This is a genomic window from Staphylococcus ratti, from assembly GCF_020883535.1.
GTDB lineage: Bacteria > Bacillota > Bacilli > Staphylococcales > Staphylococcaceae > Staphylococcus > Staphylococcus ratti.
On sequence record NZ_CP086654.1, the window covers coordinates 647706 to 662355 of the forward strand.

Here is a 14650-nt window from a genome sequence, read left to right on the forward strand (position 1 = left end):
ATTGTGGCATACATTAATATTCATCTCAGTAAAATAAAATATAATGCCTTTGTTTTAAAACAAATTTTAAACGAACGTGGTATTCAAATGGTACCAGTTTTAAAATGTGCCGGTGGCGATAGTCAGATTGCACAACTCTTTGCAGAAATGGGATTTGAAGTTGTGGCAGAATCTAGGCTTAATCTCATTGAATCAAAGCCTTCGCAATTAAATTATATGATTATTAAGGGTACGACACCTAATGAAGTACCAACACTTGTGAATAACGCAACGATGAGTATTCAAACGGATTTAAATGTTATTCGTGCGATTAATGATGAAGCGAAAAAACAAAATAAACGACACCATATTTTGTTGATGGTGGATTGGAAAGATGGTCGTGAAGGCATTTTAACCTATGAAACGGTTCATTATTTAAATGAGATCATACAATTAGAAAATATATATTTAAAAGGCATTGCGTTTAATTTTATGTGCCATCGACCTTTGCCCCCTACGGAAGAAGATATCAGTTATATAGAACAGTTTTTAAATAGTATAAAGCAAGAAACGGGCTTGAGTTTTACGACAGTATCGGGTGGAAATTCGAGTATGTTAACGTTAGCAATGTATCATGACTTAGGCATGATTAATGAATTACGTGTGGGAGAAGCGTTATTTAGAGGGTATGAAACGGCGCATGGACACCGTTTACCTATTTTGTATGAGGATACTATCGAACTTGTCGGTCATATTACAGAAATTAAGCCGAGATTAAACATGTCGACACACCAACCATACATGCAAGCATTGGTAGATATCGGACATTTAGATACTGTGGTAGCTGAATTAACACCTGATGATAAAAAGTTAAAAATATTGGGTAGTAGCAGTGATTTGTTGCTCATTGATTTAGGTGATGCTGATGGTTATCAAATAGGTGATGCCATCACTTTTAAATTAGGATATGCTGCGATTGCACAAAGTATGCATTCTAAGCATCTTGAGAAAAAATATAAATGTGATAAAGGTATAGAATTGATAGTTGGAAATTTCAAAAGTACCAAGTCATACAAAGTCTAAATCTTGGGCACTTCATTACCTAAAAAATCCTCCTTTTGAAAGGAGGATTTTTTAGTGTTAACGAAAGGTTAACTGTTATATTATTTAGTAATTTCGTTATAAACTTTTTTATCGTTATGTGTATAAATAATGTATTGATGGTCATCCGTATCAATAATTACACGGTTCGTTTTGCCAAATGTTGAGCCAATACGAGAAATTGATTTTTCTTCTGTACAAGGAAATGCATGAATATTTTGATCTTCTGTGACGGTTTTAATTTCGTCATTTGGAATACGGATATCTGCAACTCTCCATTGGATTTGTACTTCTTTGTCATTTTTCTTAACTGTCATAGCCATTTGACTGACACATCCTTTTCCTAATTGATGGTTATAGTGTAACCGATTTCTTACGTTAATGCAAGATTAATGTGTTATACGATTGTTGTAATGTGTTATACTAATATAAGCGAAAATATGTTCGTGTTGTATAAAGGAATGTGCTATACTAGGGCTATATAAACAAAGGTTGAAAGGAGAAACAAATGACCGGAAAAACGCATTCCTCAGCAGGTTTGCTAATAGGTGCAATGGTCGCAACACATTTTGAACTTGACGTATTTGAGTCTGTGACAGCAATTGTCTTAGCAGGTATTGCGAGTCTGTTCCCAGACATTTGCCATACACGCAGTAAGATGGGACAACGTTTCAAACTGACAAGTTTTATTATCAAACATTTGTTTGGCCATCGTACATTTACACATTCTTTTTTATTTGTTCTAATTATTTATTACCTTTTGACGCTCATTCAAACACCGCTTTACTACATGATTAGCATAATTTGTGGTATGCTTTCACATGTACTATTAGATATGTTAACGCCTAGAGGTGTCCGATTGTTATTTCCGATTCCACTACGTGTCCGTTTCCCGATTCAGTTTAAAACAGGGGGATTAGTTGATTTATCTTTAGCTTCAACATTTAGTCTTTTAACATTATACATATTATTTGAAGCCCCTATTAAACGTGTGCTTTCGACGTGGATTTAGATTAATAGGACAACTATCTAAAACATTGGAATAAAGGAGCGTATAGCTATGCTTGAAAAAAATAAGCTAGAAAAATACAATCAACAACATTTATTAGAATATGAAAAATTGATGAGCCAAAACGAAAAGGATCGACTAGATAACAGTTTAAAGTCATTAGATTTAGAAGAGATTCAAAAATTATATGAAGATGTCTATGTGAACCGTCAAATAATTAGTGACGTCTCATCAATCGAAGAAGTAAATTATGCGCGAAAAACTGACTTGAGTACGTCTGAAATTGACATGTATACAAAAAAAGGGTTAGAAGCGATTCGTCAAAACCAATTTGCCGTATTATTAATGGCAGGAGGACAAGGGACGCGTTTAGGGTATAAAGGACCAAAAGGATCTTTTAAAATTGAAGGTGTGAGTTTATTTGAACTTCAAGCGCGTCAATTAATTCATTTATACGAACAAACTGGAACTTACATCGATTGGTATATTATGACAAGTGATATCAATGATGAAGAAACACGTGAGTTTTTTGAGGCACAACAATATTTTGGCTATAATGAGGCGCATATTCACTTCTACAAACAAGATACCATTGTTGCTTTAAATGAAGATGGACAACTTATTTTCGATAAACAAGCCCAGATTATGGAGACGCCTAATGGTAATGGTGGTGTCTTCAAATCATTGGAAAAAGCTGGTTTATTAGAACAGATGATTGCGCGAGGCAATCGTTTTATATTCGTAAATAATATCGATAACGTACTTGTCCGTGTACTTGATCCAATTTTTGCGGGCTTTACTGTACATTTTGATAAAGATGTTACATCGAAATCTATTCAACCTAAAGCGGGTGAAAGTGTAGGACGATTAGTAAGCAAAGAGGGCAAAGATACAGTTCTAGAATATTCTGAGCTTGATGCAGAAATTGCTGATCAATTTGAAAATGCGAACATTGGTATTCACGCTTTTAAAACAGACTTTATTCAAAAAGTGGTTGATCTACCACTTCCATATCATTTGGCGATTAAGCAATTAGAACAACTAGATGAAGACTTCGGAGCGGTTAAACGACCGACGTTGAAATTTGAATTATTCTATTTTGATATATTCCAATACGCTACCTCATTTATTACTTTACAAGTATTGCGTGAAGAAGAGTTTAGTCCTTTAAAAAATAAAGAAGGTAAAGATAGTGTAGAGACTGCAACAAACGATTTGAAGCGAATGAAGATGATTGGATAAGAGGTGGAGAGATGTCACAAACGAGCGTTACAAAAATTAAAAACCGTAAATTAAGTGCGTTTAAAGAAATGAATCCATTATCGTTTGGGGAAGAAATAGGAAATGCAGTTTCACATGGCTTTGCAGCGCTATTGATGCTCATCGCACTCCCTTATGCAGCAGTATATAGTTATGCAACGAGCGGGGTGACGATGGCAGTCAGTGTCTCTGTGTTTGTAATTAGTTTGTTTTTAATGTTTCTATCATCAACTATTTATCACACTATGCAACAAGCTTCACCACATAAATACGTTTTAAGAATTATTGATCATAGTATGATATATATTGCGATTTCAGGAAGCTATACACCCGTTTCATTAGTACTTGTTGGTGGATGGCTCGGATGGATTGTAATGATTTTGTTATGGGTAATTACAATCGGTGGTATTTTATACAAAGCGATTGCGACACATGTTAATCCTAAATTGAGCTTATTTATTTACTTATTTATGGGATGGGTAGGTGTCATTTATTTTCCAATTATTGTTAAAGAACAAGCTTGGCTCTTTTTATTGTTTATTGTTCTTGGTGGTGTTTCGTATACGATAGGCGCATGGTTTTACGCTCAAAAAGATCGCCCTTATTTCCATATGATTTGGCATATTTTCATTTTTATTGCTTCAATCTTTCATTTTATTGGTATTGTCTATTTTATGTAGGTGGGAGTATCGATGTTATCAAATTATCATTACATCATGTTCGGTTTGATTGTGTTGTTATTGTTTCAATTTTATTTTGGATATTATTATTTAATAGGTGAAGGGGCGGTTACTTCTTCACCAATACTTGGTGTGATCTCGCTTATTTTAGCGGTGATTATTATAGTAATCATGCTTGCAGTACGTCATTATTTTCAAAAGCATAAATGACTTCGAAACGAATCTCTCTGATAGTGTCAGGGTGATTCGTTTTTATTGAGATTAATTTTGTCATATAGTAATAAAAGAAGGGATTATTAAAGGTGGGCAAACAGATGAAACTCAAACAATTTAACATTATTGTGTCTTTAGTTCTGATTATGTTTATGTCGGCAATTGAAACAACAATTGTCTCGATTGCCTTACCTACGATGAGAAAAGATTTACAACCGGAGTCATCCATTGCACTGGTTTTTACGATTTATTTTATAGGTATTGTGTTTGCTATACCTTTGATTAGTGAAATGATGGCACGTATTAAAGTACGTGTTATTACATTGATTGGATTAGGTTTTTTTATAGGAGGCAGTTTACTTGCGGGATTAAGTAACTCATTTGAATTATTGTTATTTTCGCGTTTTATTCAAGGGATTGGCGCAGGTGTGAATATGTCGCTAGCACAAATAGTGCCGAAGCTCGCTTTTGAAATCCCTTTTCGATATAAAGTGATGGGTATCGTCGGAAGTGTCTGGGGGATTTCGAGCATTATAGGTCCTTTTATTGGAGGTGTTATTCTTGAATGGACCACATGGCATTGGTTATTTTTTATCAATGTACCTATTGGTGTTGGAGCAATTTTGCTTGTATTGATGAGTTACAAGTTTCATAATGAAACGATTGATAATCCTGCGATTGATTTCTTAGGGATTTGTAGTTTTTATTTTTTAACCGGACTCTTAATGTGGATAATTACAACTTTTCAAATGAACTGGTTTTATGCCATCGGTTTGATGTTACTTCTACTTGGGATTTGGGGAATAACAAACTACTTCAAGAAAAAAACGCGCCCATTTATCCCAATCCGAGAGTTTAGCCCTGTAGTGCGGTTGGTTTTTATAACTGATTTGTTTATTGCAGCGATTTTAATTGGTTTTAATGTATTTATCCCGTCCTATCTTCAAGATGCGTTAAATTTTTCTCCATTGCAAAGTGGATTGATTATCTTTCCATTATCAGTCGGATGGCTCGTAATTAATTTTACTTTAGAAAAAATTGAAGCGCGTTTATCCATTAAAATGCTCTATATTATTGCCTTTAGTATACTTGCATTAGCAAGTTTAAGTGTAATCATCAATGTGTATCACCCTATTATTATTGCTATTACTGTCTTTTTGGCAGGTATGAGTTTTGGTAGTGTTTATACGAAAGATAGCGTATTAGTACAAGAAAGTGTTGCCAGTGCGCAAATGAAAAAGATGATGTCCTTATTTACATTAACTCGAAATTTAGGAAACGCGATAGGTTCAACTATTATGGGAAGCGTCTATAGTTTATCGTGGTCCTTTTTACACATGCCAATTCAACATGTGATGTTATGTATCATCCTTTTAATCGGTGTTTTATTCTTTTTGTGGTGTCAGCCTAAACGACAGTTTTAAATGTGAATAAGGTAAGTATTCGAAAATGTTTAATTTGTAATGTGAGGAGGCTTTACGTTGAAAGGAAAATTTAATTTATTCAATATCCTTACGTTACTTGTTGTAATCACAATATTTGTGATATCAGGTGGCATCTTTTTAACATTGCTTGCATTTGGATTATTTGGTCTAAGCCGTATATTAATTTATTTTCACCTCGCTGAATTTACATTTAATGAGGGCTTTTACGATAACCTCATTTATTACGGTAGTTATATTTTATTAGGTTATTTTCTTATCTATTGCATTGAATATGTGATGGATATGTTAAAAAAGAAATTGCACCCTAATCCTTATTTACAAGGGATGACTTTCCACCTCATCACGTACACGATTATTGTATTTATGTTTTACTTTATAGTTCATATTCATTTTGCTCATATTCATATAGATTATTGGATATTGATGATTATTTTTGCATTCTTATATTTGTGCAAAGAAATTTTTTACCCAGATTCAAAGGATTTATATCAAAATCGAAAATAACTTTAAAAGCTATAAATGGACCTTTCGCCAAGAGCGTTTTTAGGAAAGGGGATTTATAGCTTTTTTAGAAATCATATAAACAAAAATTTTGTTGATTTCTTATAAGAAGCGTAAACTAAAACGTGTAATTGTAATTTTTACATTTTCTTGATATGGGAATGATACACCATACACATGTGAACGATAGCGTATAGATAGTCATTTGTTTTAAGAAGGTCTTTTTCAATTCAGATCGTCATCTTAGCTGAATTTTTTCATACGAGACAAAAATAGAAACGATATCGTTATCTCATGTTTCATTAATCTTTTAAATAGCATGTATTCATTTTTGAGGAAATAGAAACCCCAAAAACAAACGAAGATACAGTTTTTATAAATGTAGAAAAGTGGAGACGATCGATGTCGAGTTTACAAATAAAAAAAGAAGAACGAAATATTATTGTTGCCGTAATGTTAATTAGTGCATTCACAGCAATTTTGAATCAAACATTATTAAATACAGCCTTGCCTGATATTATGAAAGGATTGAACATTGATGAAAGCACATCGCAATGGCTAGTAACCGGTTTTATGTTAGTTAACGGTATCATGATTCCGTTAACAGCGTATTTTATGGATCGCATCAAAACAAGAACGCTATATATTATAGCGATGGGTATTTTTGTATTAGGTTCTATTATCGCTGCCGTAGCACCTAATTTTATGGTTTTAATGACTGCTAGGGTCATCCAGGCGATGGGAGCAGGGATTATTATGCCATTAAGCCAATTTACGATGTTTACGTTATTTCCTAAAAATCAACGCGGCTTCGCAATGGGGCTTTCCGGCTTAGTCATTCAGTTTGCACCAGCAATTGGCCCTACACTATCAGGCGTTTTAGTCGATCATTTTTCATGGCGCGTGCCGCTATTTGTTGTCGTAGGCGTAGCCATCATTGGATATTTATTTGGTTTTAAATATATGCGCAATTTCAGTGAAATAAAAGATGTAAAACTCGACAAAGTGTCTGTTGTTCTATCAACAATTGGGTTTGGTCTCATGCTTTATGCCTTTAGTAGTGCTGGTATTTCAGGTTTTCATAGTCCTATCGTTTTAATCAGTTTGGCAATAAGTGTCATTGTCATTGCGCTATTTATTAAACGTCAGCTTTCTATTTCAAATCCAATTTTGCGTTTAGAAGCATTTAAAAATCGAACATTTACTTTAACTTCTATTGCATCAATGATTGCTTTCACATCAATGGTAGCACCCGCGTTATTAATTCCCATTTACATCCAAAATGTTTTGAATTTATCTGCGTTTCTTTCTGGATTGGTTGTATTACCAGGCGCCATCCTTAACGGTATGATGTCTGTATTTACTGGTAAAATTTATGATAAAGTCGGTGCACGTGTTTTAATCATTCCGGGGTTCACACTATTACTGATTACCACATTAATGCTCAGTCAAGTCACTGCACATACATCGTATATGTATGTCATTATTGTTTTTACGATTCGATTGTTCTCTATTTCGTTTATTATGATGCCGCTAAACACAGCTGGAATCAATGCGTTAGAAAACGAGATGATTTCACATGGTACGGCAATTATGAATACACTACGTACGATAGCGGGTTCAATGGGAACGGCAATCATGGTTACCATCATGGCGATTGGTTCAACGCTTTATCAGCCGAAAGCTTCAGTTGCAAAGTCTATGATTGGTAGAGAAGCAATAGCTTATGGTGTTGAAATTGCATTTTATGCGACGTCGGTATTTGTTTTGATTGGTTTGATTTTAAGTTTATTTATTCGAGATCGTAAAAAAACTAACAAGCGCAGAGGAAACACCGCACATTAATAAGAGACATAATTTCAAGCATACATCTTATTTTGCGTCGGCAACTCTGTTAAAATAGACTTAAAATGTGCACTAAAGGAGATGGAGAATGTGTTAACTCAAGAGCAAGCGGTATCTATAATAGGTGAAATCATTGATCCCTCAGTCAATGTCCCGTTAAAAGAGACAGAAGGGATACAAGAAGTTTCTATTAAGGATGAAAAAGAACATGTAAGTGTCAAAGTTGCGATGGCTAAATTAGGGGGACAACAGCAACTCGACTTACAAATGGCTATTGTTGAAAAATTAAAAGAAAATGGTGCCAAAACGGTTGGAATTCGTTTTGAATCTTTATCAGAAGAGAAAGCACGACAATTTCAAAATACTAATGACGAACCACAACAAACCATTGAAGAATTTCTGGCAAAAGGCAATGACTTAGAATTTATAGCGATTGCTTCAGGAAAAGGAGGCGTCGGCAAGTCTACGGTATCTGTAAACTTAGCGGTGGCTTTAGCACGTGCAGGCAAGCGTGTTGGGCTTATAGATGCAGATATCTATGGCTTTAGTGTCCCAGACATGATGGGCATCGATGTGAAACCAGGCATTGAAGGCAAATCTGTTATACCAGTTGAGCGCCACGGCGTTAAAGTGATTTCAATGGCCTTCTTTGTTGAAGAAAATGCGCCAGTCATTTGGCGTGGTCCTATGTTAGGGAAAATGCTTACCAATTTCTTTACTGATGTGAAATGGGGAGAGCTTGATTATTTAATTCTTGACTTACCTCCTGGTACAGGGGATGTAGCACTTGATGTGCATACGATGTTACCTTCTAGTAAGGAAATTATCGTAACGACACCTCATCCAACTGCAGCATTTGTCGCTGCTCGAGCAGGTGCTATGGCTAAACATACTGACCATAGTATTTTAGGTGTAATAGAGAATATGTCCTATTTCCAAAGTAAAGAAACAGGTAATAAAGAATACATTTTTGGACAAGGTGGAGGACAAAAATTGGCAGAAGAGCTACAAACTGAATTGCTAGGTCAACTTCCGCTAGCGCAACCATCTTGGAAACCAACAGACTTTTCACCATCTGTATATCAACCAGAAGATGAATTAGGTCAAATTTATTTAGATATGGCACATCAAATTATAGATAAGACTAATAAATAACATCACATGGAGTATTTGATACTCTGTTGCCACTATACATTTTTATATACGTGGTGGGAATAGTACCTTTACAATATTGTATCATTACTATCCCCACCGCGTATTTTTTTGTGAAATGGGAGACTTTTTTTAATTCAATATATAAAGAAGTGAAAACAAGTGTAAATAAAGATGAAATAGTGTAAACAAAAACCTTGAATTTCTATTATAACCTGATAGAATAATTTCTTGTGAGTGTTGGAAAACAACTTGCAACAACTTAGAAAAATAAAGTTGAAAAAATTGTTGACTTTAACATTCAAAGTTGCTAAGATATAAAAGTCGCTGAAAACGACAAAGAAACATTTTCTAAAAAACTTCAAATAGTGTAAAAGTTACTATTGAATGTGAATGAAAAATGTTTTAGAATTATAAAGGTCTCGTAAATAACTTGTAAAGAACGTTAAGTTGTGTTAAAGTATTCGAGATGTAAATGAACATTGAAAACCGAATGACAATATGTCAACGTTAATTCCAATAATTTGAGTACGTTAAGTACTTTCAGAGTGATTGGCTCAACCAATCAACGAGCTATATCAAGCTTACTTCTTTTATGGAGAGTTTGATCCTGGCTCAGGATGAACGCTGGCGGCGTGCCTAATACATGCAAGTCGAGCGAACTGAAGAGGAGCTTGCTCCTTTGACGTTAGCGGCGGACGGGTGAGTAACACGTGGGTAACCTACCTATAAGACTGGAATAACTTCGGGAAACCGGAGCTAATGCCGGATAACATATCGAACCGCATGGTTCGATAGTGAAAGACGGTCTTGCTGTCACTTATAGATGGACCCGCGCCGTATTAGCTAGTTGGTAAGGTAACGGCTTACCAAGGCGACGATACGTAGCCGACCTGAGAGGGTGATCGGCCACACTGGAACTGAGACACGGTCCAGACTCCTACGGGAGGCAGCAGTAGGGAATCTTCCGCAATGGGCGAAAGCCTGACGGAGCAACGCCGCGTGAGTGATGAAGGTCTTCGGATCGTAAAGCTCTGTTGTTAGGGAAGAACAAACGTGTAAGTAACTGTGCACGTCTTGACGGTACCTAACCAGAAAGCCACGGCTAACTACGTGCCAGCAGCCGCGGTAATACGTAGGTGGCAAGCGTTATCCGGAATTATTGGGCGTAAAGCGCGCGTAGGCGGTTTTTTAAGTCTGATGTGAAAGCCCACGGCTCAACCGTGGAGGGTCATTGGAAACTGGAAAACTTGAGTGCAGAAGAGGAAAGTGGAATTCCATGTGTAGCGGTGAAATGCGCAGAGATATGGAGGAACACCAGTGGCGAAGGCGGCTTTCTGGTCTGTAACTGACGCTGATGTGCGAAAGCGTGGGGATCAAACAGGATTAGATACCCTGGTAGTCCACGCCGTAAACGATGAGTGCTAAGTGTTAGGGGGTTTCCGCCCCTTAGTGCTGCAGCTAACGCATTAAGCACTCCGCCTGGGGAGTACGGTCGCAAGACTGAAACTCAAAGGAATTGACGGGGACCCGCACAAGCGGTGGAGCATGTGGTTTAATTCGAAGCAACGCGAAGAACCTTACCAAATCTTGACATCTTTTGACCGCTCTAGAGATAGAGTTTTCCTCTTCGGAGGACAAAATGACAGGTGGTGCATGGTTGTCGTCAGCTCGTGTCGTGAGATGTTGGGTTAAGTCCCGCAACGAGCGCAACCCTTAAGCTTAGTTGCCATCATTAAGTTGGGCACTCTAAGTTGACTGCCGGTGACAAACCGGAGGAAGGTGGGGATGACGTCAAATCATCATGCCCCTTATGATTTGGGCTACACACGTGCTACAATGGACAATACAAAGGGCAGCGAAACCGCGAGGTCAAGCAAATCCCATAAAGTTGTTCTCAGTTCGGATTGTAGTCTGCAACTCGACTACATGAAGCTGGAATCGCTAGTAATCGTAGATCAGCATGCTACGGTGAATACGTTCCCGGGTCTTGTACACACCGCCCGTCACACCACGAGAGTTTGTAACACCCGAAGCCGGTGGAGTAACCATTTGGAGCTAGCCGTCGAAGGTGGGACAAATGATTGGGGTGAAGTCGTAACAAGGTAGCCGTATCGGAAGGTGCGGCTGGATCACCTCCTTTCTAAGGATAATATACGGAATATCGCCTTAAGGCGATAAGGAATAACGTGACATATTGTATTCAGTTTTGAATGCTCATATAGGTTGAGGATTCAACATTGTACATTGAAAACTAGATAAGTAAGTATTGATTTTACCAAGCAAAACCGAGTGACAAGCGAAAAGCTTGAAACAAAAAATTATCGCTAGTCGTCGACAGACGACTCACATAATTAATAACTGGTGAAGATAAGTTAAGCATTATAACATAGATAGGATAGACGTGATTGAAAGCGTTTGTCAGTCTATGAATCACAAACAAGAACGAAGGCGCTTACTTGCGTAAGTAACTGAGTGATTTGTGCCGTGATGAATAAGAATGCGAACGCTTATCAACACGTCTAGATTAAGTTATTAAGGGCGCACGGTGGATGCCTTGGCACTAGAAGCCGATGAAGGACGTTACTAACGACGATATGCTTTGGGGAGCTGTAAGTAAGCTGTGATCCAGAGATTTCCGAATGGGGGAACCCAGCACGAGTTATGTCGTGTTATCCGCATGTGAATACATAGCATGTGAGAAGGTAGACCCGGAGAACTGAAACATCTTAGTACCCGGAGGAAGAGAAAGAAAAATCGATTCCCTGAGTAGCGGCGAGCGAAACGGGAAGAGCCCAAACCAACAAGCTTGCTTGTTGGGGTTGTAGGACACTCTTATGGAGTTACAAAGGAACATGTTAGACGAATAACCTGGAAAGGTTAATCAGAGAAGGTAAAAATCCTGTAGTCGAAAACATATTCCCTCTTGAGTGGATCCTGAGTACGGCGGAGCACGTGAAATTCCGTCGGAATCTGGGAGGACCATCTCCCAAGGCTAAATACTCTCTAGTGACCGATAGTGAACCAGTACCGTGAGGGAAAGGTGAAAAGTACCCCGGAAGGGGAGTGAAAGAGAACTTGAAACCGTGTGCTTACAAGTAGTCAGAGCCCGTTAATGGGTGATGGCGTGCCTTTTGTAGAATGAACCGGCGAGTTACGATCTGATGCAAGGTTAAGCAGAAAATGTGGAGCCGTAGCGAAAGCGAGTCTGAATAGGGCGAATGAGTATTTGGTCGTAGACCCGAAACCAGGTGATCTACCCTTGGTCAGGTTGAAGTTCAGGTAACACTGAATGGAGGACCGAACCGACTTACGTTGAAAAGTGAGCGGATGAACTGAGGGTAGCGGAGAAATTCCAATCGAACTTGGAGATAGCTGGTTCTCTCCGAAATAGCTTTAGGGCTAGCCTCAAGTGATGATTATTGGAGGTAGAGCACTGTTTGGACGAGGGGCCCCTCTCGGGTTACCGAATTCAGACAAACTCCGAATGCCAAATAATTTAACTTGGGAGTCAGAACATGGGTGATAAGGTCCGTGTTCGAAAGGGAAACAGCCCAGACCACCAGCTAAGGTCCCAAAATATATGTTAAGTGGAAAAGGATGTGGCGTTGCCCAGACAACTAGGATGTTGGCTTAGAAGCAGCCATCATTTAAAGAGTGCGTAATAGCTCACTAGTCGAGTGACACTGCGCCGAAAATGTACCGGGGCTAAACATATTACCGAAGCTGTGGATTGTCCTTCAGGACAATGGTAGGAGAGCGTTCTAAGGGCGTTGAAGCATGACCGCAAGGACATGTGGAGCGCTTAGAAGTGAGAATGCCGGTGTGAGTAGCGAAAGACGGGTGAGAATCCCGTCCACCGATTGACTAAGGTTTCCAGAGGAAGGCTCGTCCGCTCTGGGTTAGTCGGGTCCTAAGCTGAGGCCGACAGGCGTAGGCGATGGATAACAGGTTGATATTCCTGTACCACCATGATTCGTTTTAAGCGATGGGGGGACGCAGTAGGATAGGCGAAGCGTGCTGTTGGAGTGCACGTCTAAGCAGTAAGACTGAGTGTTAGGCAAATCCGGCACTCATTAAGGTCAAGCTGTGATGGGGAGAGGAAACAAGTTTTCCTCGAGTCGTTGATTTCACACTGCCGAGAAAAGCCTCTAGCTAGAAGATTGGTGCCCGTACCGCAAACCGACACAGGTAGTCAAGATGAGAATTCTAAGGTGAGCGAGCGAACTCTCGTTAAGGAACTCGGCAAAATGACCCCGTAACTTCGGGAGAAGGGGTGCTCTTTGAGGTTCACGCTTCGAAGAGCCGCAGTGAATAGGCCCAAGCGACTGTTTATCAAAAACACAGGTCTCTGCTAAACCGTAAGGTGACGTATAGGGGCTGACGCCTGCCCGGTGCTGGAAGGTTAAGAGGAGTGGTTAGCATTAGCGAAGCTACGAATCGAAGCCCCAGTAAACGGCGGCCGTAACTATAACGGTCCTAAGGTAGCGAAATTCCTTGTCGGGTAAGTTCCGACCCGCACGAAAGGCGTAACGATTTGGGCACTGTCTCAACGAGAGACTCGGTGAAATCATAGTACCGGTGAAGATGCCGGTTACCCGCGACAGGACGGAAAGACCCCGTGGAGCTTTACTGTAGCCTGATATTGAAATTCGGTACAGTTTGTACAGGATAGGTAGGAGCCTTAGAAGCGTGAGCGCTAGCTTACGTGGAGGCATTGGTGGGATACTACCCTAATTGTATTGGATTTCTAACCCGCAACTCTTATCGAGTTGGGAGACAGTGTCAGGCGGGCAGTTTGACTGGGGCGGTCGCCTCCTAAAGTGTAACGGAGGCGCTCAAAGGTTCCCTCAGAATGGTTGGAAATCATTCATAGAGTGTAAAGGCATAAGGGAGCTTGACTGCGAGACCTACAAGTCGAGCAGGGTCGAAAGACGGACTTAGTGATCCGGTGGTTCCGCATGGAAGGGCCATCGCTCAACGGATAAAAGCTACCCCGGGGATAACAGGCTTATCTCCCCCAAGAGTTCACATCGACGGGGAGGTTTGGCACCTCGATGTCGGCTCATCGCATCCTGGGGCTGTAGTCGGTCCCAAGGGTTGGGCTGTTCGCCCATTAAAGCGGTACGCGAGCTGGGTTCAGAACGTCGTGAGACAGTTCGGTCCCTATCCGTCGTGGGCGTAGGAAATTTGAGAGGCGCTGTCCTTAGTACGAGAGGACCGGGATGGACATACCTCTGGTGTACCAGTTGTCGTGCCAACGGCATAGCTGGGTAGCTATGTATGGACGGGATAAGTGCTGAAAGCATCTAAGCATGAAGCCCCCCTCAAGATGAGATTTCCCAACTTCGGTTATAAGATCCCTCAAAGATGATGAGGTTAATAGGTTCGAGGTGGAAGCGTAGCGATACGTGGAGCTGACGAATACTAATCGATCGAAGACTTAATCAAATTAGTTCATAAGG

10 protein-coding genes and 2 rRNA genes are annotated in these 14650 nt (G+C 39.4%); 11 read left to right on the forward strand and 1 reads right to left on the reverse strand.

What is annotated here, in order from left to right; translation table 11 throughout:
* The first annotated feature begins 3 nt into the window (after nucleotides 1-3).
* Entirely contained in the window at nucleotides 4-1062 is a 1059-nt protein-coding gene (locus LN051_RS02930) for an alanine racemase (RefSeq protein WP_229293117.1), read from the forward strand.
* Between the two features lie 80 nt (nucleotides 1063-1142).
* Here LN051_RS02930 and LN051_RS02935 read toward each other — a convergent pair whose 3' ends face one another.
* Nucleotides 1143-1403: a SunI/YnzG family protein gene (locus tag LN051_RS02935; RefSeq protein WP_229293118.1), complete on the reverse strand. Its 261-nt coding sequence runs from the start codon at nucleotides 1401-1403 to the stop codon at nucleotides 1143-1145.
* A 185-nt stretch (nucleotides 1404-1588) separates the two neighbouring features.
* Between LN051_RS02935 and LN051_RS02940 the strand changes: the two genes are divergently transcribed.
* The 10 genes from LN051_RS02940 (at nucleotide 1589) to LN051_RS02985 (ending at nucleotide 14636) form a co-directional block, all read left to right on the forward strand.
* On the forward strand, nucleotides 1589-2092 hold the full coding sequence (locus tag LN051_RS02940) for a metal-dependent hydrolase (protein ID WP_229293119.1): 504 nt from the start codon (nucleotides 1589-1591) through the stop codon (nucleotides 2090-2092).
* A gap of 48 nt (nucleotides 2093-2140) precedes the next feature.
* Nucleotides 2141-3331, forward strand: coding sequence for a UTP--glucose-1-phosphate uridylyltransferase (locus LN051_RS02945; protein WP_229293120.1), 1191 nt, complete (start codon nucleotides 2141-2143; stop codon nucleotides 3329-3331).
* Nucleotides 3332-3342: 11 nt separating this feature from the next.
* Nucleotides 3343-4029, forward strand: coding sequence for a PAQR family membrane homeostasis protein TrhA (gene trhA, locus LN051_RS02950; RefSeq protein ID WP_229293121.1), 687 nt, complete (start codon nucleotides 3343-3345; stop codon nucleotides 4027-4029).
* Between the two features lie 12 nt (nucleotides 4030-4041).
* The gene (locus tag LN051_RS02955) at nucleotides 4042-4239 is read left to right on the forward strand and encodes a hypothetical protein (protein WP_229293122.1); all 198 of its coding nucleotides are present in this window, start codon (nucleotides 4042-4044) and stop codon (nucleotides 4237-4239) included.
* A 104-nt stretch (nucleotides 4240-4343) separates the two neighbouring features.
* Nucleotides 4344-5666 carry a multidrug efflux MFS transporter SdrM gene (gene sdrM, locus LN051_RS02960; RefSeq protein ID WP_229293123.1) on the forward strand — a complete coding sequence of 441 codons (1323 nt, stop codon included), beginning with the start codon at nucleotides 4344-4346 and terminating at the stop codon, nucleotides 5664-5666.
* Between the two features lie 57 nt (nucleotides 5667-5723).
* Entirely contained in the window at nucleotides 5724-6191 is a 468-nt protein-coding gene (locus LN051_RS02965) for a SepA family multidrug efflux transporter (RefSeq protein WP_229293124.1), read from the forward strand.
* Between the two features lie 399 nt (nucleotides 6192-6590).
* Entirely contained in the window at nucleotides 6591-8033 is a 1443-nt protein-coding gene (locus tag LN051_RS02970; RefSeq protein WP_229293125.1) for an MDR family MFS transporter, read from the forward strand.
* A gap of 90 nt (nucleotides 8034-8123) precedes the next feature.
* Nucleotides 8124-9188, forward strand: a complete 1065-nt coding sequence (locus tag LN051_RS02975; RefSeq protein WP_229293126.1) for an Mrp/NBP35 family ATP-binding protein — start codon at nucleotides 8124-8126, stop codon at nucleotides 9186-9188.
* Nucleotides 9189-9777: 589 nt separating this feature from the next.
* Nucleotides 9778-11328: ribosomal RNA gene (locus LN051_RS02980) — 16S ribosomal RNA — on the forward strand.
* 382 nt (nucleotides 11329-11710) lie between these two features.
* Nucleotides 11711-14636: ribosomal RNA gene (locus tag LN051_RS02985) — 23S ribosomal RNA — on the forward strand.
* The 16S and 23S rRNA genes sit together here, the layout of an rRNA operon.
* Nucleotides 14637-14650 lie beyond the last annotated feature (14 nt).